At 60.7% G+C, this 22274-nt stretch carries 15 protein-coding genes; 6 read left to right on the plus strand and 9 right to left on the minus strand.

All coding sequences use genetic code 11. From position 1 onward, the window contains the following. Positions 1-89: 89 nt before the first annotated feature. The 3 genes from AB7C87_RS19310 to AB7C87_RS19320 form a co-directional block, all read right to left on the minus strand. Positions 90-959, minus strand: a complete 870-nt coding sequence (locus AB7C87_RS19310) for a deoxyribonuclease IV (RefSeq protein WP_369731210.1) — start codon at positions 957-959, stop codon at positions 90-92. Positions 960-1110: 151 nt separating this feature from the next. Next, on the minus strand, positions 1111-1959 hold the full coding sequence (locus tag AB7C87_RS19315) for a lipoate--protein ligase family protein (protein ID WP_369731131.1): 849 nt from the start codon (positions 1957-1959) through the stop codon (positions 1111-1113). A 537-nt stretch (positions 1960-2496) separates the two neighbouring features. Then, positions 2497-7071, minus strand: a complete 4575-nt coding sequence (locus tag AB7C87_RS19320; RefSeq protein WP_369731132.1) for a GLUG motif-containing protein — start codon at positions 7069-7071, stop codon at positions 2497-2499. 285 nt (positions 7072-7356) lie between these two features. Here AB7C87_RS19320 and AB7C87_RS19325 point away from each other — a divergent pair, with 285 nt between their 5' ends. Next, positions 7357-8127: a helix-turn-helix transcriptional regulator gene (locus tag AB7C87_RS19325; RefSeq protein ID WP_369731133.1), complete on the plus strand. Its 771-nt coding sequence runs from the start codon at positions 7357-7359 to the stop codon at positions 8125-8127. Positions 8128-8318: 191 nt separating this feature from the next. Beyond that, positions 8319-9230: a serine/threonine-protein kinase RIO2 gene (locus AB7C87_RS19330; protein WP_369731134.1), complete on the plus strand. Its 912-nt coding sequence runs from the start codon at positions 8319-8321 to the stop codon at positions 9228-9230. 762 nt (positions 9231-9992) lie between these two features. Here AB7C87_RS19330 and AB7C87_RS19335 read toward each other — a convergent pair. Next, a complete protein-coding gene (locus AB7C87_RS19335; RefSeq protein WP_369731135.1) occupies positions 9993-10865 on the minus strand; it encodes a hypothetical protein in 873 nt (290 codons plus the stop codon). A gap of 180 nt (positions 10866-11045) precedes the next feature. Between AB7C87_RS19335 and AB7C87_RS19340 the strand changes: the two genes are divergently transcribed. From AB7C87_RS19340 to AB7C87_RS19355, 4 genes are all read left to right on the plus strand, one after another. Next, positions 11046-11636, plus strand: coding sequence for a hypothetical protein (locus AB7C87_RS19340; RefSeq protein WP_369731136.1), 591 nt, complete (start codon positions 11046-11048; stop codon positions 11634-11636). 37 nt (positions 11637-11673) lie between these two features. Beyond that, positions 11674-12108, plus strand: a complete 435-nt coding sequence (locus AB7C87_RS19345; protein WP_369731137.1) for a magnetosome magnetite crystal formation protein family — start codon at positions 11674-11676, stop codon at positions 12106-12108. Between the two features lie 380 nt (positions 12109-12488). After that, positions 12489-13409: an ABC transporter ATP-binding protein gene (locus tag AB7C87_RS19350; protein ID WP_369731138.1), complete on the plus strand. Its 921-nt coding sequence runs from the start codon at positions 12489-12491 to the stop codon at positions 13407-13409. Then, entirely contained in the window at positions 13406-14242 is an 837-nt protein-coding gene (locus tag AB7C87_RS19355; RefSeq protein ID WP_369731139.1) for an ABC transporter permease, read from the plus strand. The genes AB7C87_RS19350 and AB7C87_RS19355 overlap by 4 nt, the downstream gene beginning before the upstream one ends. A gap of 505 nt (positions 14243-14747) precedes the next feature. Here AB7C87_RS19355 and AB7C87_RS19360 read toward each other — a convergent pair. From AB7C87_RS19360 to AB7C87_RS19380, 5 genes are all read right to left on the minus strand, one after another. Continuing rightward, complete coding sequence (locus tag AB7C87_RS19360) at positions 14748-15515, minus strand: DUF7001 family protein (protein ID WP_369731140.1); 768 nt, start codon at positions 15513-15515, stop codon at positions 14748-14750. Positions 15516-15629: 114 nt separating this feature from the next. Further along, the gene (locus tag AB7C87_RS19365; RefSeq protein ID WP_369731141.1) at positions 15630-18221 is read right to left on the minus strand and encodes an AAA family ATPase; all 2592 of its coding nucleotides are present in this window, start codon (positions 18219-18221) and stop codon (positions 15630-15632) included. Positions 18222-18582: 361 nt separating this feature from the next. Continuing rightward, positions 18583-19512 carry a sulfide-dependent adenosine diphosphate thiazole synthase gene (locus AB7C87_RS19370; RefSeq protein ID WP_369731142.1) on the minus strand — a complete coding sequence of 310 codons (930 nt, stop codon included), beginning with the start codon at positions 19510-19512 and terminating at the stop codon, positions 18583-18585. A 240-nt stretch (positions 19513-19752) separates the two neighbouring features. Beyond that, positions 19753-20679 carry a DUF7351 domain-containing protein gene (locus AB7C87_RS19375; RefSeq protein WP_369731143.1) on the minus strand — a complete coding sequence of 309 codons (927 nt, stop codon included), beginning with the start codon at positions 20677-20679 and terminating at the stop codon, positions 19753-19755. A gap of 96 nt (positions 20680-20775) precedes the next feature. Continuing rightward, positions 20776-22146: an adenylosuccinate synthase gene (locus AB7C87_RS19380; protein ID WP_369731144.1), complete on the minus strand. Its 1371-nt coding sequence runs from the start codon at positions 22144-22146 to the stop codon at positions 20776-20778. Between the last annotated feature and the right edge of the window lie 128 nt (positions 22147-22274).

The following is a 22274-nucleotide window of genomic DNA, read 5'->3' on the forward strand; positions in this document are numbered from 1 at the left end:
ACGACGATACGCACGTCTCGAGTAAAAACGGGTCGATTTTCGGGAGGCGGCGTCGACCGGCGTGCGGATTGAGGTGGCGCTCGAGTCGTTTATGATTCGCGTAGCTCTTTGACCTTCTCGATGTTCCAGGCGAAGCCGCGACCGTCCTCGGTTGGCGTCTCGAGTGCGAACGGCAGGTCCCGCAAGTCAGGATGGTTGACGATCGCCTTCATGCCGTCCTCACCGATGTAGCCCTCGCCGACGTGGGCGTGTTCGTCCTTGTGGGTTCCGACGTCGTGTTTCGAGTCGTTGAGGTGGATGTACTCGAGGTACTCGAGGCCGACGACGTCGTCGAATCGCTCGACGGTCTCGTCGACCGCTTCGGGCGTCGTCAGGTCGTTGCCCGCGACGAGCGTGTGGGCGGTGTCGATACAGATGCCGATCTCCGTCTCGGTGCGATCGATGATTCCCGCGAGGTGTTCGAACTCGCCGCCGAGTTTGGTGCCGCTCCCCGCGTCGGACTCGATCAGGATCTCGACCCCGTCGGGAACGTCGAGGCTGTCGATGACGTTGGCGGCGTTGTCGAGTCCGCCCTCGACGCCCGCGCCGGTGTGTGCCCCCAGATGGACGTTGACGTACGGGACGTCGAGCGCCTCGGCGGCGTCGAGTTCCGCCTGCATGCTCTCCGTGGACTTTCGCCGGAGGTCTTCCTTTGGTGTACAGAGGTTGACGAGGTACGACGAGTGGATCACCCACGGCCCCTCGAGTTCCTCGGTGCTCTCCTCCTGGAAGCCTTCGGCGGCCTCGTCGCTGATCTCTGGCTGGGCCCAGACCTGCGGCGAGGTGGTGAACACTTGCCCGCAGTTGCCGCCGAACGCGAGCTGACGGTGAACCGCGTTCCGAATGTCGTCGTACGGCGGGGTTTCGTCGTCGGACGAGACGCGCGAGCCGGAGATCGAGACGTGTGCGCCGACCTTCATGGTCATGGATTCCCGTCAGTACCGGTTCGTGATAGATATAACGGAGCGCCGCCGCGTCGCTCGATGGGTACCGATTGCACGGTCTCGAGTCACGCCGCAAGCGCCCCACGTCTCTCGCCACGTCGGCATTTCGCAGTCGTGCGTCGAGCGGTCACGGCCGGCTCTGCTCTTGCTCGCGGACGTCCCGGTCGTGGATCCAGTCGTCCGACCCGTACTTCGTCGCCGCGAGGTCCGCGGCGGCCTCGAGTTCGCCTTCGCGCCAGGTATCTTCGTCCGCCTCACACCAGTCGCCGAGTGCGCCGCCGATCGTCGAGACGGCTTCGCCCCGGCCGACGCCGGCCTGTTCGCGAATGCTCGTCACCCGATCGATGAACGTCTCGGGTTTCAGGTCGGCGTCGAAGACGCCCACGTGTCGCTCCGGCTCGAGGTCGTAGGAGAGCGATCCGTGCTGGATGACGACGTCCCGCTGGCGGTACTGGGCGTTGCCGCTGATCTTCTTGGGCTCCGGATCACCGTCCGCGCTCGCCGGTGCGACGACGTCGTGGGCCGGATGTATGTCTCGGAGGTAACAGGAGGGCTCGTAGATCGCCGCCTGCGCGTTCGCCGCGAAGTCGGCGTCGACCCCCAGTCGCTCGAACGCCTCGAGGATCGGCTCGCAAAACAGCGCGTAACACTCCATCAGGTCACCGGGCACCTCGTCGGCCGGTGCGACGATCGTATAGGAGATGTCAGCGTACCGATCGTGGTAGATCCCGCCGCCGCCGGTCTGTCGTCGGGTGACGTCGATCCCCTCCCGTTCGCAGTACTCCCAGTCGACGGTGTCGGCCTCCTGGCGGTAGCCGAGCGAGAGCGTACTCGGTTCCCACGAGTAAACCCTGACCGTCCGAAGGTCCTCGGCCAGCGCCGTCCGGGCGGCGACTTCCTCGAGTGCCATCTGCGTGGCGCCGTCGCGAGCTTCGTCCACGACGAGGCGCCATCGTCGGTCGGCGAGATCCGTCATACGCGGTTGGTCGTCGGCGATCGTGTTAGTGGTTGCGACGCCCCCTATAGTAGCCACTGCAAGTCATTGCACACCTGATCGCCAGACGAAAAGCGCGGTTCGGAGCGTGCGCGGTTCGGAGCGAGCGCGGTTCGGAGCGAACGGAGTGAGCGAGAACCGCGTCAATGCGAACGGGGAGGAACGACCCGTGAGCGAACGGAGTCGTTCGAACGACCAGCGGTCGTTCGTGATGACGAAAATCTTCGATTTTCGAACCATGAGCGAGAACCGCGTCAATGCGAACGGGGAGGAACGACCCGTGAGCGAGCGAAGTCGTTCGAACGACCAGCGGTCGTTCGTGATGACGAAAATCTTCGATTTTCGAACCATGAGTGAGAACCGCGGAATAGCGAGCGGGGAACCCAGTGACCCGTGAGCTCGGCGATCAGTGTGTACATCGGTGCAGTTGTTACTATAGTACGCCCGGTGGGAGATCCTCGGGAAACACTTCAACGCGACGTGGCGCGGCGAAAGCGTGTCCAGCCGATGAATCGACCCTTACCGATCCCCACGACGAGCGCCGAACACGAGTAGTGCTGTCAGCACCGCCAGGACTGCGAAGACGCCGAATCCGGGAACATCGTCGTCGCCCGCGGAGGAACTCGGTTCGAGTGCGATCCGCAGTTCTCGGTCATCGCCGTCGATCGTAACCCGTTCCTCGGCGTCCTCGTACCCCGGTGCGGCCGCGTTTACGACGTACGTTCCCCTCTCCAGGCCTTCGACGGCAGATCCGTCGGCGTCCGTCGGAAGCGACTCGCCGTCGACGGTGACGTCTGCCTCGGGGATCGGCGACGAGTTGCCGGCGTCGACGATTCTCACCTCGAGCGTCCGCGTCTCGGGTTCGGGAATCTCGAGCGTTCCTTCGAAGACGTCGTCGCCGGTTTCGACGGTGTAGGGATGCTCGCCGGGCGGGAACCCGCCCACGTCGATATCGGTGAATTCGACGGTCTCGTTTTCGCCGCTTCCGAGGTCGACGATGGACGTGGCCGCGACGGTCGCTCCGTCGATCACGAGTTCGACGTCGTCGTCGCCGTCGGACCCACCGACGTTTTCGACGACGATTCGTACTCGGTCGATGCGTTCGTCGTCTATCGGGCCGGTCCAGTGACTCTCGGCGTCGATAATTTCGATTTCGGCTGGATCGTTTACTGATCGAGGTGGCGTCGGTAGAGGGGAAGCGGACGAGGACGAAGTCGAAGACCTTCGGACCGTTACGATCCTCGTCGCGGACGACGTTTCGTCGAGCGTAGCAAACACCGCATAGGTTCCTTCGGTCGAGTTCGCGAACGATCCATCATCGGTGGCGTTCTCCCAGGTGAACTCGGCGTCGTCGTCCTCGACCACGTTGCCGTACCGATCCACTGCAGTCGCGTCGAAGTCGATCGACTCGTCGGTCTCGACCGTTTGGTTTTCTCGAGGAACGAGCTCGATCGAATCGACGGCACTCGGCTCGACCGTCACCGTCACGGTCTCCGATCTGATGTCGTCTCGTTCGGCCGTTACGTCGTACGATCCTGCGCTCGTCTTTCCGACGGTGCCGTTCGTGGCGTTCTGCCAGGTGAACGCCTCGTCGCCGTCCTCGACCACGTTACCGTACGCATCCGTCGCGACCGCCCGTAGTTCGACGATTTCACCGGCCTCGGCCGTGCGGTTTTCTTCGGATCTGATTTCGATAGCTGTCACGGCGCCCGCTTCGACCGTTACTGTCACCGTCTCCGATGAGATACCGCCCAGCTCGGCCGTCACGTCGTACGATCCCGTGCCCGTCTCCGCGAACGTCCCATCGCTTGGGGTACCGTTCCAAGTGAACGCCTCGTCGTCGTCCTCGACCACGTTGCCGTACCCATCCACCGCGATCGCATCGAACTCGAACGTCTCGCCGGCCTCGATCGTTTGATTTTCTGTCGGTGTGAGACTGACGGAGTCGATATCGTTCGATCCGACCGACACCGTCACCGTCTCCGACGTGACGCCGGCCAGTCCGGCCCTTACGTCGTACGATCCCGCCTCCGTCTCCGTGAAGGATCCATCGCTCGCGGCGTACTCCCAGGCGAACGCGTCGTCGTCGTCTTCGACCACGTTTCCGTACGCATCCACTGCAGTGGCGTCGAAGTCGAGCGTCTCGCCGGCCTCGATCGCCCGATTCTCTCGGGGTGTGATTTCGATCGAGTCGACATTCCCTGCTTCGACCGTTACGGTCACTGCCTCCGACGTCACACCGCCGAATTCGGCCGTGACGTCGTACGACCCTGCGCTCGTCCCCTCGAACGTGCCATCGTCTCCGGCGTTCTCCCAGGTAAACTCAGCAACGCCGTCCGTGACGAGGTTCCCGTACTGATCGGTCGCGGTCGCGGTGAATTCGGGGGTCTGTCCGGCGTCAATTATTGTCTCGTCGGCGGTCGAGACCTCCACCGAATCGACTACGGCAGGCGAGACGTCGACCGTGATTGCGTTCGAGTCGATACCCTCGTAGGCGGCACTCACCTCGTAGCTTCCGGGAGTCGTTCGGTCGAACGTCCCCCCTTCTGTGGCGATCCACGCAAACTCGCTGGCCTCGTCCGTAATTGCGTTGCCGTACTCGTCGGAGGCGACCGCGTCGAACTCGACGGTTTCGCCGGCGGTGATCGCTGTCTCGTCGGCGGTCGAAACGACCACCGAATCGGTTTCGGCCGGTTCGACGGTGACGGTCGTGACACTCGAGGTGACGTTCTCGTAGACGGCGCTCACCTCGTAGCTACCGGCAGTCGCGTTCTCGAATCGCCCACCATCCGCGTTCTTCCACTCGAACTCGTCGGTCCCCTCGGTGACGAGGTTTTCGTACTCGTCGAATGCGGCGGCGTCGAACTCGACAGTTTCGCCGGCGGTTACCTCGGTCCCATCGGCAGTCGAAATATCGATCGAATCGACCGTCGCGGTCGACACCTCGAGCGTCACCGAATCCGAGGTACTCCCCCCGTAGGTGGCCGTCACGTCGTAGGTTCCTGGGCTCGTCTCCTCGAACGTACCATCCTGGCTGGCGTTCTCCCAGGTAAAATCGGCGCTATCGACCGTGATGGGGTTGTCGTACTCGTCGGAAGCGATCGCGTCGAACTCGAGGCGTTCACCCGCCTCGAGCGATCGAGTCTCCGACGGCGAGAGGACGACCGAGTCGACCGAAGCTGGCTCCACCGTCACCGTCGTAATCGTCGAGGTGACGCCACCCAACGCGGCCGTCACGTCGTAGGATCCCGCGTCGGTCTCCGTGAAGGTACCGTCGCTTGCGGCGTACTCCCAGGTGAACGCGTCGTCGTCGTCCTCGACCACGTTACCGTACGCGTCCACTGCGGCCGCCTCGAACTCGAGCGTCTCGTTTGCTTCGACCGATCGAGCATCCGACGGCGAGAGTGCGATCGAGTCGGCGTCACTCGGCTCCACCGTCATCGTCACCGTCTCCGACGTGACGCCGTCTCGTTCGGCCCTCACGTCGTAGGATCCTGCGCTCGTCTCTTCGAACGCACCATCCTGGCTGGCGTTTTCCCACGTGACGTCCGTTTCGTCCGCGACGACGTTCCCGTACTCGTCGGTCGCGGTCGCGCTGAACTCGAGCGTCTCGCCGGCCTCGATCGTCCCTCCGTGGTCGGGACTGAGATCGACGGTATCGACGGATGCCGGTTCGATCGTAACGCCTGCGCTGTCGGTGACGTCGTCGTTTTCGTCCCATGCGAACTCAAGGTCGTACTCGCCGGCGCCGGTATCGTTGAACGCGAACGTCGCGGTTCCGTTCCCGTCGGTTACCGCGGTCTCGTCGGCGTCGAGACCGTCGAGACCGCCGCCGTCCACGACAGTCACGGCCACCCCCATCCCCGCACTGGTCCCGTCGCTTTCAGCCGTGACCTCGAGCGTGGCGCCCTCGCCGGCCTGTGTTTGTGCGTTGGCGGCGTCGATCGCGTCGACGACCGGTTCGTCGACGTCCTGGCGTGCCAACACGGGGTATCCCTCGGCGATCGTCCACGTCCCCGAGCCGTCGAAGATCGCGTCCATCGTCTCGAGCGGCGCGAACCCCTGCATTTGATCGGTCTCGAGGCCGGTGACGCCGGTGTCGTCGTCCTCTCCGATGCCGGTATTGGTTCCACTCGTCTCGGTATTCCAGTACGATCCGGTGATCGTGCCGTCGTTGTCGCCGCCGAACCCGCCCCACTGATATACCGTGCTACCGGTAACGCCGCCGGTCGTGTACGACTCGGAGATCGTACCGTCGTTACGGCCGACGAACCCACCCACGTACCTCATGTCTCCGGTAACGTCGCCGGTCGAATACGAACTGGAAACCGTGCCGTCGTTCCGTCCGGTGAGCCCGCCCACGTACTGATTTCCGGTCACGGGACCGGTCGCGTACGAGCCGGAGACAGTACCGTCGTTTCGTCCGACGAGTCCACCGATCTGGCCAGCGCTTTGTTTTCCGGAAACGATTCCAGTCGCGTGTGAATCGACAATTTCGACTGCATTCCGTCCGACGAGCCCACCCGCGTAATAATCGCCGGTGACGGAAGCAGTCGCGTACGACCCGGTAATTTCGACGTTGTTACCCATGACACTCTCTTCGCTGTGTCCGACGAGTCCGCCCACGTTCTGATCGCCGCTGACGTCGCCGGTTGCGTACGAGTCGGAGACTTCGCCGACGTTGGCGCCGATGAGGCCGCCGACGTTTTCGCCGCCGGTGACGTCCGCATCGACGACTCCGACGTTCTCGATGGTTGCATCCGCAGCCAGGCCGAACAGACCGACGTTGTCCTCACCCTCGCGATCGATCTCGAGGTTACTGATCGTGTGCCCGTTGCCGTCGAACGTTCCTTCGAACCAATCGAGACTCACGCCGATCGGTTCGAATCCGTCACCGCCGTTCCAGTCGCTCGTTTCGCTCGCGTTGATGTCTTCGGTCAGCACGTAGTGGGCGTCTTTCTCCTCGTTCATCGCCTGCAGTTGCGTCACGTTCGTAACTTCGTACGGATCGCTCGCGGTTCCTTCACCTTCCATTCCGGCCGGGCCGTCCGCGGTCGCCGCTCCGGCGAACAGCACCACCAGGAGGGCGATCATTACGCCTATCTTGAGCAATCGACGGAAATTCATCGATCGACCCTGTTCGCCTCGATCACGGGCCCTCGGTGGGCCGCACAACTACCCGCCGCCCGCTCCGTCGTCCCCCGTTCGTTCCGTCCAAATGGACCGTTCCGTACTGGTACCGTGATCACGCCGTCTACTTCCGAGAATCCGTACTTATATCTATCTATGAACTGATATGTTTGTGTCGAACAAGCTGTTCACCGACGAACAGCTGAACCCGAGGTGAAACGTTATACGGATCGAGCGGTGACGTGGGGCATGGATACGTCGGATCTCGAACGGGCTATCTCTGCACTCCGGCGAATGCCAGTTCTCGACGCCTGCCGTGAAACGTCGCTTTCGCGAAAGCAACTCGCCGAGCACACCTCCCTGTCGAGGACGACCGTTTACCGGGCGACCGTGGCTCTGGAAGAGCAGGGATTACTCGAACAGACCGCCGCGGGATATCGAACGACGAGCAAGGGTGCGACATTGTCGGCAGCAGGTGAGACGTACGTCGCCGCCGTCGAGGCTATCGATCACCTCGAGCCCCTGATTGCCCTCGTCGACGATCCGGAACTCGTAGACCATGCCCATCTGTTGGAGGACGCGACGCTCGTCGTCTCGGACGCGTCCAATCCCTATCGTGTGGTCGACCGTGTGATCGAACGGCTCGAGGAGACGACGACGTCCCGCGGCACGATCACCAGCGTGACCGCCCTCGAGGCGATGCAACGTGCGAACTCCTCACTCGAGTCCGTAGATCACATCGAGCGCATCTTCGCCGCCAGCGCTCTGGAAGCACACGAGACGATCGGTGGCGACGAGTTCCGTGAGGTCACTGCGAGCGACGCAGTCTCCATTCTCGTCGCTGACGACGCGTCGATTCCGTTCTCGTTTTCCATCGACGACGACGAGATGGTTACCATCGTCGGCCACGACCCTGCGACGGGCCTGCCGACCGTTTACGTCGAATCCGGTCGATCCGAGGCACGGACGTGGCTCGAGGCCGTTTACGACCGGTGTCGAGCGGATGCAACGCCGTTCTAACACCGATTCTCGATAGTGACGACCCAGACGCCGATTTGATGCCACAATATAATTTGATATCCCAGTATACGGTTTATGTGTCTGCTTCGGGTCCGAGAGGCCGTTCCGTTGGGTTCTCCGGGATTTCTGCCGATCGATGTACCGCCGGCCCGCGTCACGACGTTTTTACGTTCACGCCGGCTACTGCGGGCATGGTGCGGAATGTTGCCGGACTTCTTCCGGAACTCGAGGCGGAGGACTTCTATCTCCTGTCGGGCGTCGAGCAGGGAATGCGATTCTCCGAGTGGGTCCAACGGGAGAAACTACCGAAGTTCTCCAGTTTGACCGGCGAGGAGGTCGATTACCGACTCGAGCGCTGTCTCAAACGAGGCCTGATCGAGAAGAAGACCATCCAGTACGAGGGGTATACGCTCCAGTTCGAGGGGTACGACGCACTCGCGTTGCGGGCCTTTGCCGAACGCGAGACGATCTCCGAGTTCGGGTCGCCACTCGGCGTCGGCAAGGAAAGCGACGTCTACGAAGTGCGCTCGTACAAACCCCACGCGCTGAAATACCACCGCGAGGGGTATACGAACTTTCGGGAGGTCCACAAAGAACGCGACTACGCGTCGGACAACGAGCACGTCTCCTGGATGTACACCGCCCGGAAAGCCGCCGAACGAGAGTACGAGACCCTCGAGGAACTCTATCCCGACGTAGCGGTTCCCCAACCGATCGACCAGAACCGACACGCCATCGTCATGGAGAAGATGGACGGCGTCGAGCTCTCGCGAACCCGACTCGAGGACGAACAGATCGTGGGCGTCCTCGACCTGTTGTTGACGGAGGTCGCGCGCGCACACGAACTGGGGTACGTCCACGCGGATATGAGCGAGTACAACGTCTTCGTGAGCGAGGGGGGTGTGACGATCTTCGACTGGCCCCAGGCCGTCCCGACCGACCACGAGAACGCCGAGGAGTTCCTCCGACGTGATCTGGAGAATATTCTCGGGTACTTCCGACGAAAGTATCCCCATCAGCTTCCGGACGACGTCCGCGCGGACCAGATTCTCGAGTCGATCGTCGACGATTCGTTCGAGACGGTAGCGGAATTCGACCGATGAACCATATTCCGATATATGGAATCCACTACCTCGGCTGTTGAGTGATATTGCTGTTTCAGCAGTCTTGCGTTCAATCAGCCGGTATTCAGGTCCCAACAGCGGATACCTCTCGACTGCATACGGAACCATACGGTTCTCAAAGTGATCACCCGAACGCCGTCGCCGGCTATGCGGCCGGGGTCGGTGCTGTCGCTGTGGCGACGCTATCTATCACGACGGCTTGGCTCATCGACGCCGGTCACCGCGCTATCGAGCACTCGCGTTCTTCGCGGAACTCGAGTTTGTGGCAACTATAGTAACGACTGCACCGATTGACACACTGACCGCACAGCTCGCGGGTCGTTCCTCCCCGTTCGCCGTTCCGCGATTCTCGTTCACTCCGTTCACTCCGAATCGCGCTCACTCCGTTCACTCCGAATCGCGCTCACTCCGAATCACGCTCCTCGAACCGCGCTTTTCGCCTGGCGATCAGGTGTGTAAAGACGTGCAGTGGCTACGATAATTCGTATCCCGTTCTGAAAGAAGCGAGGAATTCACTCGTGAGCAGGGGGACGCGAGACCGCTCATACGGATTGTTTTAGCATTTTACCGGCGATGGCCGACCCCGTCCGAGCGACCACCGGTACAGAACGACGACAATCCGTCTCAAGCCGGTGAGTGGGTGCTGTCGAATCTGCATATTGTCCCTATCTGCACAACACGTCGGCTGGCTGAACTGCGGAGGTCGGCAGGCCTGCCAATTAGATAGTGATCAGGGGAGATTCATGGTTCGTAGTGTTCCCGATGCACGACTTCTTCAGCCCCGTCTTCAATTATCGTTACGACGATCTGGTCGCCATCCGAATGGAGGTTGATCAGTAACCATGAGTCTGTCCAGGATCCCTCGATTTGACCGTCATATCCACCGATTGTTGTTTCTACTTCGACACGGTCAGCATCGATTTCTGGAGTGTCGGTAAAGTAGACGCGAGCATAATCCTGCCGTGACCCTACCTCGTCTTTCTCGTCGAGATCCAGGTCATATTCGATCGTTTCGACGACCGCATTCTCGTCGTCAGTAATCTCGTCCTCGAATGCCTCTTCAGGATCGTCAGGGATTTCTCGCTGATTACCTATCCAGAAGACTTTCCACTCGGCACCTTCGGTTACGAGAAACCACGTATCTTCCTCCGTGGTCTCAGATTGTCCTATCTCTACCTCGATGAGGCGTGCGTTTTCATCGTCAAGAAGGTCACTGATCTCGTCTTCTTCGAAGAGTGCCTCCGCGTGTTCTAACGTCCAGACATCCGCTGTGGATACATCTCTAGTGACCGTTTCGGTACGTCTCCGTTCAGCGGAGTCGATTTCCTCGAGTTCCGCTTCGTCATCGGTGAACAACTCCTGTAACGGACTCTCGTCGTGGACTGTTTCGACCAACCGTTTTTCATCCTGATCAACATGGGCAGTAAGATGTGCGTCAATCACATCGACTGGATCGTTCTCTGATTCGTTATCGTAACTCTCCTCGTCCGGTTCCCCTTCTGTTTGGGGATTGTCGAAATTGTCGTTCAACGTAGCGGAGAAGTTGCTCACGCATCCTGCAAGGAGGGCCGATACACCTGTGCCAGCGGCGGTCAGGTATGTTCTGCGTTGCATCGCAGGAATTCGGTTGGATTACTACTGCCGTAAACACCCGTCCAATTTTCGTAGATACGAACCGCAAAATAGCGGTTTTGGTGTTTCTCCCCTCGATTTCACGGGCGCTAATCGCCGTTACGCGGCCGCAAAATTGGTGGGAGGATTTATTCTCACCCAGTTTCTCATCCCCGAAGTGCCGTGCCTGATATACCCCCATGGATCGACGAACGGATCGATCGAAACATCAACAACAAACTGACACAAGAGCACGTTGTTGAAACAATGGTCGAGGCAGATCGTCCTTTCTTTTCGGTCCGCCAGATCCAAGCACGTATCAAACCGGATGTCGGAAAAGCTACTGTCCGCAATCGATTGAACGAGTTGCAAGAGATCGACGTCGTTGCGACCGAGACGTACCCCGAGTCAATCACGCTCTACTACATCAACCATCCCGAATCGGATTGGCCGTTGTCTCCAGACGGAAAGGAAGCCCTCTCGAGCGATACCTCGTTAGACCGCCTCTCCACGCGTAGCTTTCTCACGATGCAGGATACCGCCGGGATTCGAACACTCGTACTCGCTGGATTCCAGTGGACACTCGTCTTGTTCGCCTTCGGCGGTATTCTGACAATCGCTGGTATCGGTTTTGGTGACATCGATAGTAGTTTCGCCCTGTGGGATACTGCAATCGATCTATTCCTCGTCTGTCTTTTAGTACTCGTTGTTGAACGGACTGTTCGATGGCTTCGGTTTAAATACGGCCCCTTTGACGTGTTTCCGACCTCGTAAATCACCATACAACGGCTCACAATTCAAACAATCAACAATGATCGAAGAACCCTCCACGCCAAATCACGGCCCAAAATTGCTCGAAGAACGACCACTGATGGGAATTCTCGTTCATCCATTAGCATTCTTTACTGGTGGCATTGCCGCTGCGATTGTGTATTTCGTCGCCAATAACAAGTATACGCGTACAAACGCTCGAAATGCACTCAACTGGTACATTTCAGCACTGCTCCTCGCTATCCTTGCTGTTGGGATGTTCTTTCTCGGAGGCGACGCAATGACGATAGGCGATGAAGTGATAGATATCTTACTTCTCCCAGAACCGCTTAAATCAATAACGTTCCTTATTGGAATCTCGTTGCTAATAGCTGTGAAACTACTCACAGTGGGTTTCTCAGTCGTAGCAACAATTATGGCAATATTCGGAAACGCGTGGGAATACCCGTTCGCTCGAGATTTTGTTCGAGACTAGTCCCGTCAGTTACAGTCACCACTGGACACCTGATCGCTGAAACGTCTGGCGATCAGGACTGCAATGACGGACAATGGCGACGATAGCAGTGACGTGTCGAACGGGTTTACTCACACACCAATTTCACATCGTGTCGATTGGGATATTCGGAACTGTGCCCACTTCGTGGACACTAAATTGGGATCGGCAGGGTCGTTATGCAGTTAGCATCCGCGAAACCTACAATGGGGGTTATGTATCTCTCCAGATTTCGGGAAATTGGCTATGAGATGCCAAAACGCTCAACCGAAATTTGGCGACGAAAACGGACAGATCAGCAGTAATCGCGTAGCAGCGCCCATCCGCCGAAAAGACGCACGTTTGCAGTACGAGTGATTCACATGGCCGCAATTACATTCGATTCAGTGACGAAACACTACGGGTCTGAGATTGCCTTAGAGGACCTCTCTCTTACCGTTAACGAGGGTGAAGTGTATGGATTCCTTGGCCCCAATGGTGCTGGAAAATCGACATCGATCAATATTCTTCTAAATTTCATTCGTCCTACCTCGGGTGAGGTTCGAGTATTCGACCTCGACGCTCAGGACGACAGTGTTACCATCCGAAATCGAACCGGAGTTCTCCCAGAAGGCATCTCTCTCTATGATCGCTTATCTGGCCGTCAGCACGTGCAGTTTGCTGTTGAAGCGAAAAGCGCAGACGACGATCCCGACGAGTTGCTTGATCGGGTTGGCCTTGCTGATGCAGCTACGAAGAAAGTTGGTGGCTACTCGAAGGGGATGCTCCAACGACTCGCATTCGCTACAGCATTGGCTGGGCAACCTGATTTGTTACTCTTGGATGAACCCACAACTGGTCTTGACCCGACTGGAGCCCACGATATGCGCGAGATCATTCGTGAGGAACGTGACCGAGGAGCCACTGTGTTTTTCTCATCACATATTCTCGGACAGGTGGAGGCGGTTTGTGACCGCGTTGCCATTCTTCGAGACGGAACGGTGGTAACGGAGGATACCGTCGATAATCTTCGTAAGTCTACGTCTTCTCAAACGCAGCTTGAAATCACACTCGTCGACCCTATCTCGGACCCCTCGGCCTTCCAAGCCAACCTAAAGGCGATCGAAGGGGTATCGACAGTTTTAGTCGACAGCAATACTGCCGTTGTCGGCTGTACTGACGGATCGAAACCAGCCGTTCTCCGAACGATCGAAGCGAACGGTGTAACAGTTGAGTCCTTCGAAACAGACGAACCCTCCCTCGAGGACGTTTTCATGGCCTATACGACGGAGGAATCACGATGAACGTCCTCACTGTCGCGAAAAAGGACTTCCACGATGCGATCCGGTCACGTGGACTAATCGGTGCAACAATCGTCTTCGCGATCTTTACGAGCGGGATGGGTGCACTGGCTGCAGTATTCGAACAGCTCGAGGCCGAGAGTGGAGACGGCGTTCCCGAATTAGTTGTCGTACTCCAACCTTCGGCACATCTCCTTGTGCCGGTTATCGCACTTCTCCTTAGCTATAGTGCGATCTCGCGAGAACGCGAACACGGGAGTCTGCGATTTCTCCTCGGTCTTCCGTTTACCAGACGTGAAGTCCTTCTTGGGAAGGTCCTTGGGCGAACCGTCGTGTTGTCGGTCGCAATTGTCATCGGATTTACTATCGGTATCGGGACATTTTACGCACTTACTGGAACAGCACCAGTTGCTGGATACCTCGGATTCACACTCGTCACAATCCTCTTCGGGTGCGTCTATGTCAGTATCGGCGTTGGACTATCTGCGTTGGTTCGCTCGACAACACGAGCGGCTGTTGGCGCATTAGGAATTCTCGTACTGCTCGGTGTCTTCTGGGATTCTCTCGGAAGGCTACTTCTCTACGGGACTACTAGAAGCATTATTCCCGAAGAGATTCCCGATTGGTATTCTCTCTACGAAGTGTTTGAGCCAAGCGTAGCATACGGGATCACACTCGGTGTCGTATTAGACCATCGACCTAACGCGGACGAGCTAGCAAGGGGTGGATTCAGCTTTGTAGCAGAACCATGGTTCGGATTCATCGTGTTAGCGTGTTGGACGATCAGCATCCTGGCCGTCGCCGCCTGGTGGTTTGACCGACGTGAACTCGTCTGAGCGGTGAGACGAAATAGGTAGCTTACCGCCAGTCGTACTCGAATAGATATTTGAAATAAATGGTCCTGGTGAATCGCCATATAGCTCCGGGATCTAGTGTTCTGAGGGCACTGTGAGGGCATCCATCTGCTTCGTCACTGCCAAACCCCTCGACGTACAGTTAGATTTGTACCAGTCTGACACCTCGAGCGACGGAGTTTCTCACCAACGGTCGCCGCCGTCTAGCATTCACCAAAGCCAAATAAATAATCGTAACTCTCTGGTAATTAGGTATCTTATACGGACTATCGTAGTCGCTGCACGCCATTGATACCTGATCGTCGGATCTTTCGGCGATCAGCGCATGAATCGCTGTAGTTTACTATATGTTCTTTTCCACGTAGATTCTGGACAGCAATTGAACCGAGAACGTTTCGTGTCGTCCCAACTCAACAGCTGCGACTCGAGTCCCATTCGTCTCCACTCAACACTGGATTTGACCGCTGAAAACGAGGTTTCCGATCGGTCAGTGCGCCCCGTAGTGACGCGCGTGTTCGGAACAGAACGACGGTTCGCGTAACTGTGCGTCGATCAGATCCTCGTGGTAGTGGGCGTTGAAGAGCCGACATTCCTCTCGGTCACAGAACGCCTCCCCAGTCTCGAGGTAGTGATACGCCTGAAGGACGTACCCCTTCAGGGCGTCGGTCGTTCGCGGATCGTTCTCGATCAGGAACTCGCCGTCGACCTGGTTCTCGAGGACCTCCCGCGGCGGCGTATCGCCGGACAGCAACGCATGACGTTGCTTTTCCTTGTAGTACTCCTCGGGCTTTGCGGGCGCCTCGTACAGTCCAGGGACGGAGATCAACGCGGGCTGGCCGAGGACGTTCACTCGCTTGTGCCAGCGCCCGTCGTGGTCGCCCCACGTTCCGATCGCACGATCGAGGATCGGAACGTGGAGCGTCTCGAGGTCGCGTTCCTCGACCGGAAGCGCGGCGTTGAACGCCCGCTGAATCTGGATGCCGTCGTAGAGGACGCCGCCTTCGCGCTCGGGATCCTCGAGCGCTCGTTCTTCGTACCGGATCGTTCCCAGCATCGTGTTCCCGGTCGTACGGTCGTACGGCGACGTTACCCTCGCCTCGGCGAATCGTTCCGGAAGCTCCTCGCTTTGGTGTCTCTCGAGGAAGCGGTCTCGAACGATGACCTCGGCGTCGACGCGTTTCTCGAGCCAGTCTCTGATCCGTTCGACGTCGGCGACCGTCGACGGGGCGCGATAGATGAACACTCGATCGACCATGTACTACCTAGTCGTACCACTGGGTGAAACCCTTGCGGTCGGACACCTCGATCGAGTGCGAATCGACCAGTGTGTACGTTAAGGAGTTATTTGGCCACGGGCGGACCGTCCGCACTACGCGTGTCGTCCGCCGGGTCCGGTCCAGTCGTCGATACTCGAGTCCGTCTCCGAAACCGCCTCGAGGAGGTGTCGCTCGCGAACCCGGTCGCCGGCTTGCATCGCCGCTCTGGCGGCGTTGTCCGCGAGCAAGGCGAGATCGCTCGCCGCGTAGCCGTCTGTGTACTCGACGACGTCGCCCCAGCGACAGTCGTCCGCGACGGGTCGGTCCCGGAGGTGAACTTCGAGGATCTCCCGACGGGCAGTAGCGTCTGGCGGCGGTACCTCGATCCGTTCGTCGAACCGGCCCGAGCGCAGGATGGCGTCGTCGACGTCTGAGAGGAGGTTCGTCGCGGCGACGACGACGACGTCCTCGTCCTCGAGTCCGTCGAGTTCGGTCAGCAGTTGATTGACCATCTGGCGCTGGCTGGTTCCCTCGCTCCCGCCGCGATCGCCGGCGACCCCGTCGATCTCGTCGAGAAAGACCAGACACGGGGCGTTCTGCCGGGCGATCTCGAAGAGATCGGCGACGTTCCGCGCGGGTTTACCCATCCACTTGCTCGTCAAATCAGCGGGCGTCACGTCGAGGAACGCGAAGTCGAGTTCGCCCGCAAGCGCACCCGCGATGTGGGTTTTCCCACAGCCCGGCGGACCGTACAGCATGACGCCGGTGGTCACCCCCAGGCCGTACTCGGCGTACTGGCCTGCGTTCTCGAGTGGATCGATCACCGTCTCCTCGAGGCGGTCCTTGAGCCCGCCCATCCCGCCGACGTCGCCAAACTCCCGGTCGACACTCGGCGTCACGAGCGATCGTGCGCTCAGATCGACGTCGTCCGGCTGGGTGAGCGTCTTCCCATCACCAAGCGCGGAACCAGCCCAGTCCGGAACGCTCGAGTCGACGTCTTCGGCGGCGGCGATGACGTGATCGGTTTCGATCGCCTCGCCGCTTCGAAGCGCACGTCGGGCCGCGTCGGTCGCGATGTACTCGAGGTCGCTCGCCGCGTACCCTGCGGTTCGGTCGACGACGGAGTCGAGATCGAGACCGTCCGCAAGCGGGCGCCCCTCGAGGTGAATCCGCAGAATCTCCCGACGTGCGGGGACGTCCGGCGGCGGAACCTCGACGTGTTCGTCGAACCGTCCCGTTCGGACGATCGCGTCGTCGACGTCCGAGAGGAGGTTCGTCGCGGCGAGTACCAGTACGTCCTCGGAGACGTCCTCGAGTTCGGTGAGAAGCTGGTTGACCATGCCGCGTTCGCTCGTACTCGATTGGTCTTCGCGGGCGCTCGCGATCGCGTCGATCTCGTCGAGAAAGAGGACACAGGGTGCGTTGGCCTCGGCGATCGCGAACGCGTCCTGGACGTTCTCGGCCGGCTTCCCCATGTACTTACTCGAGAGGTCGGCCGGCGACACCTCGAGGAAGGCGTACTCGAGTTCGCCGGCGAGCGCGCCTGCGACGTAGGTCTTTCCACAGCCCGGCGGGCCGTGTAAGAGGACGCCCGAGACGGGATCGAGTCCGTACTGACGGTACGTCTCCGGTTGCTTCACGGGGTCGATTACCGTCCGACGGAGCGTCCGCTCGAGTTCGACCATCCCGCCGACGTCGCCGAAACACCGGTCCGGGCTCGGATCGACGAGCGTCGCGGCGTCGAGTTCGGCGTCTTCGGGCTGGATCGGTTCGTTCGACTCCGGTTGGGAACCCGTCGGCTCCGCGGTTCCGGCGGAGTCGGACGGTTCGTCCGCCCCGCGCTCGTTCGGCGCACTCGAGGGGTCGGATCTCTCGCCCGCATCGGTCTCGGAGACGCGTTCGGCGGACCCCGAAGCGTCGGGTTCGCCCGACTCGTTTCCGGCGGCGTTCGAATCCTGGCTTTCCGTCGGTTCCGGCGGATCGATCGCTCGGCGGATCGAGGTGTGTGCGTAGCGTGCGAGGCGACTGTTGTCCTCTCGGAAGAACGCGGAGAGCCAGTCGTGGCGTGACGTTCCGTCGTTGCGAGCGTCCTCAACGCTTCGTACGGCACCGATGAGGTCGCGACCGTCCGGTCGGTACACCTCACAGATCCAGAAGGGGAGATACAGGCGCGTCACGTCGGCGACCCCACGGAAGGTCTCGGGCTCGAGATCGTCGGGAAGGCCGAACGTTTCGGTCAACTGATCCTCGAACGACGACGTGATCGACGCCGGATCGGCAAACGCCTCAGATTCGGCGATCTCCTCGAGTCGATTCGGGAGCAGTGCGGTCGCTCGTTGGGTCGGAACCTGAAAGTCGAGCAACACCGATCGGCCGAGGCCCGGCCGGTCCGTCCCGAAGTCGTACGCGGCGAGCGAGGCCGTCTCGAGGGAGTCCGTTTCGGCTCGGTACGTCTGGAGGGGGGCGTGGTTGTCGGCCCACAACCCGTCGACCAGCGTGACCTCGCTGACGGTGTCCGTTCCCCACGGAATTCGTCCCGACCGTTCGTACTCGTACTCGACGCGGAAGACGGGATAGAACACGCGGTGAAAGCGCGTGATCTCGGCGTCCGCTCCGACGGCTTGCTCGGCGTAGGTCCCGAGTGCGTGTTTGACCGTTCCCCCTGACGGGAGCGTTCGGTCGATCTCGATCTCTGCGGGAATCATTCGTGTTTGTCCACCCCTCGAATCGACGAAAGACAGGTTCGATTCGGCAGTCGATACGCCATTGCACACCGGTTCTCAATCGACCGAAATGTCACTGTCGGTCGAGGTTCGTCGGCACCGGTCCCGTCTGACTCGCCGTCCGAGTGATCCCGTCTGAGCCGCCGTCCGAGTTCCTCTCGCGGTGTACGACGCGGGACGGACGCCGATCGACGAAACCGGTGGACGTACCCGCTGGTACGGCGGTCGTTCTGCGAGTCACTGATTCACACCGCGGTCCGGTGATGTCGGCCGACGTCAGTCGAGACTCGAGGTGGAGACTCGAGACGAAACGAAAACATGGAATTCGGTGGCTCCCGGACGATCAGTCGTCTGCGGGCTGGGCGCGCGAGGTCAGTTCGACCTCGGGGGCGTCGACCTCGAGTTCGTCGAGAGCGACCTGGGCGGCGCGCTTGCCCGAGACGAGCATGGCACCGAAGGTTGGACCCATCCGCGGCAGGCCGTAGGTCGTCGCGGTGGCCATCCCGGTCGCGATCAGGCCGTCGTGGACGAGGCCAGTGTGTTCGACGACGGCGTCCTCGCTCTTGCCGACCCACATCGAGTCGTGGCCGGGCGAGTCGTGGCCGGGCGCGCCGTAGGTGTCCGAATCGGTCTGGTCCATGACCTGTCCGCGCTCTTTGGCGTCCTGAATGCCGGGCGCGTCGAGGACGCCGCGCTCGTCGAGTTTGGTGATCGCCATCGCGTCGTGGCCCGTCGCGTCGATGACGAGGTCGGCCTCGACGGCGATCGGGTCGACGCAGGTGATCTCACGCGGCAGGGCGTGGACCGGCGTCCAGTTCATGACGATTCCCGAGACGCGGTGGTCCTCGCGGATGACGATGTCCGTGAACTCGGTCATGTTCTGCATCTTTGCGCCGGCGTCACAGGCGGCTTTGATGAGTCCGGAACAGGCCTCGGGACCGTTCGCGACGTACAGCCCCTCACTGTCCTGGGACTGCTTGTAGGAGACGTCGAGTTCGTCGAGGACCTTCTGAGCGGGATCTCGGACCGTCACTTTGTTCATCAGGAAGCCGCCGAGCCAGAAGCCGCCGCCGAGGTAGTTGTTTTTCTCGACGACCATCACCTTCACGCCGCGCTCGGCGAGTTCTTTCGCGGCGGTCAGGCCCGAGGGACCTCCGCCGACGATGATGACGTCCGAATCCGAGAAGTCCATGAACTCCTCGGTCCACTCCTGTCCGATTGCACGCGTTACATCCGCTTCGCCGACGTCACTGAACTGCTCGAAGTCGCTCATACAACTAGGTGGTAGAATCGAGTGGTGAAAAGTCTATCGTGACGGTCGTCCTGATAGATTCTTATCGATAACCGTCACTACAGCTGATTTGACGGCTGGTCCAGTGACTCGAAATAGCCGCACGAACGCCGAGCCGTCGGAACTACTCCGAACGGAGAGGCCGACGGCCGAGTCATCTGATTCGTCTCCCACTCCTGAGAATCCGGTTCAGGTCCCGGCCCGATCAGGTTCTCGGCACACTCACTCGCCGCCGTCCGAGGGCGTACGGATCGGCTCTCGAGTCGTATCCACGACCTCGAGATCGTCGTTTAGCTCGGCGACGAACGCCTCGTCCTCGAGTTCGATCCGGACGCGAAACCGCCAGGGGTCGGATGCGAGGACGGTCGTCGCGTCGTCGGTGACGGCCCAGGGGAGTTCCCAGGCCGGAATCTCGGTGAGGTCCAGCCCGTGGTCGTGGTAGAAGGCGACGGTCGCGGGGTGATAGAGCAGGCATCGTGAGACCGGAACGTACTGGAAGCCGGTGCAGTCAGTGCAGTGGTAGACGGCGTACGGATCGAGGTCTCGAGCGTCGTGAAGCGACGGGAGCGAGCCGTCGCGCTCGTGGATCTCGGGGGTGACGTCACGTGCACACCACGGACACTGGCCGGAGACCATCGAGTCGAGTATCGTCCGGCTTCGCCGGTGGACGGCCGCGAGAATCCCAGCTTGGTCGCGGTCGACGAGCCCGTGGGTCGGGACGTAGACATCGGTGTACGTTGCATCGCAGGCGCGACACCGGACTCGAAAGAGCGTCTCGTAGGAGTGAGCCTCGAGCGAGTCGCCACAGCGATGACAGTCGGTGCCGACCGCAAAGCGGTCGACGGCCGGCTCCACCTCGTCGGTGAGGTGACCGGCGACGATCGTCCGGTAGAGCACCAGACCGGGCCACCGGAGCCGGTACCCCTCGTCCTCTTTCGCGACGTAGTTACCCACCAGCTTCGTCAGGTGGTAGTTGAATCGTCCGGAGTCGCGAACGCCGACGCGGGATTTGAGATCGGCGTAAGAAAGGCGCGGAATGCCGGTCTCCGGCGAGGCGGTCGCGGCGCCGAGTTCCTCGAGAATGCGGACGCGCGTCTCGTCGGCCAGAAGCGAGAACGCGGCGTCCGTATCGAGTGGGTCGTCCGTCATCGGTCGATTTCGGCCGTCGTTGGCCGGGGGATGGGTCGTGACTCTGCGATGCTCGTTCGAGTGCGTCGTTCGTTCCGACCGAACATATCGTCTCGGTTACGATGAAACCGGGTGGTCGCGGCCGGTGTTCCGATCGTCCTGTTCTCGATCCGTCGGGTCGAACGGATTCCGGAGCACGATCGTCTCTTCGCGGTCCGGGCCGACGCCCACCGCGAACACCGGGCACTCGAGGTCGGCGCTTACGAACTCGACGAAGGTTCGAGCGGCTTCCGGCAGGGCGTCGTACCCCTGGTCGGCGATTGCGCGCCAGTCGCGGTCGGACCACGTTTCGAAGCGTTCGTACTGCGGACTGCACCGGTTCCACGCCTCGACGGTCGACGGCGGTGTTCGCAGGGTTTCGCCCTCGAGTTCGTAGGCCGTGCAGACGCGAAGCTCCTCGAGTCCGGCGAGGGCGTCGACGTGGTTCAGCGCGATGCCGGTGAATCCGTTTACTCGCGCCGACGCGCGAACCATCGGGAGGTCGAGCCAGCCGATCCGGCGCGGTCGGCCGGTGACGGTTCCGAAGCCGCCGACCGTTTCTCGAAAGTCGTCGGCGACGTCCTCCTCGAACTCCGTCGGGAGCGGCCCGTTCCCGACTCGAGTGAGGTAGGATTTCACGACGCCGATCACGTGGCCGTCGGCGACGACCGACGGCGAAACGCCGGTGCCGACGATCGCACCCCCAGCGGTCGGGTTCGACGACGTGACGAACGGGTACGTGCCGTGGTCGACGTCGATGTGGGTTCCCTGAGCGCTCTCGAAGAGGATCGTCTCTCCCTCGCGCGAACGCTCGGTGAGGAACTCGCCGGTGTCGACGATCATCCCATTCGCCTCGAGTCGCTTGCCGTACTCTCGGAGCGTCTCGAACAGGTGATCCACGTCGAAGGCGTTCCCCGACCCGGTCGCCGACGGTTCGTCCACGAGTCGGCGCTTCAGAGCCACCGCGTACTCGAGGCGTTCCCGGAGGACCTCGGGTGCGAGCAGGTCCGCGATCCGAATCCCCCGGCGACTCGCCTTGTCCTCGTAGGCGGGTCCGATGCCGTTGCCGGTCGTGCCGACCGCGTCGGTCGTCTCGCTTCTCGCGGTCTCCGATAGCTGGTCCAGAACTCGGTGATACGGGAGGACGACGTGAGCCCGACTCGAGACGCGAACGTCGGGCTCGAGGCCGCGTTCCCGAAGCGTGTCGATCTCGTCGAACAGCGTCTCGAGGCTCACGACACAGCCGTTTCCGAGCACGCCGGTTTTCCCGCGGACGACGCCGCTGGGGAGCAATCGGAGCGCGTACTCGGTTCCGTCCTCGGCGACGGTGTGACCCGCGTTGTCCCCACCCTGATACCGGACGACGACGTCAGCGCCGTCGCCGAAGACGTCGACGATACCGCCCTTTCCCTCGTCTCCCATCTGGGAGCCGATTATCGTTGCGTTCACGAAATCAGCTACTCGCGGCCGTTGAATAGTCGTTCTGTGAAGCGCGATTCACAACGCATTCGGCTTCGACAGTAGTGCTCGAGAAGCGTGTTATCGAAAATTCCGCGAATGGTTGTTTCAACACACGC

This window comes from Natrarchaeobius versutus, from assembly GCF_041205745.1.
Classification (GTDB): Archaea; Halobacteriota; Halobacteria; order Halobacteriales; family Natrialbaceae; genus Natrarchaeobius; species Natrarchaeobius versutus.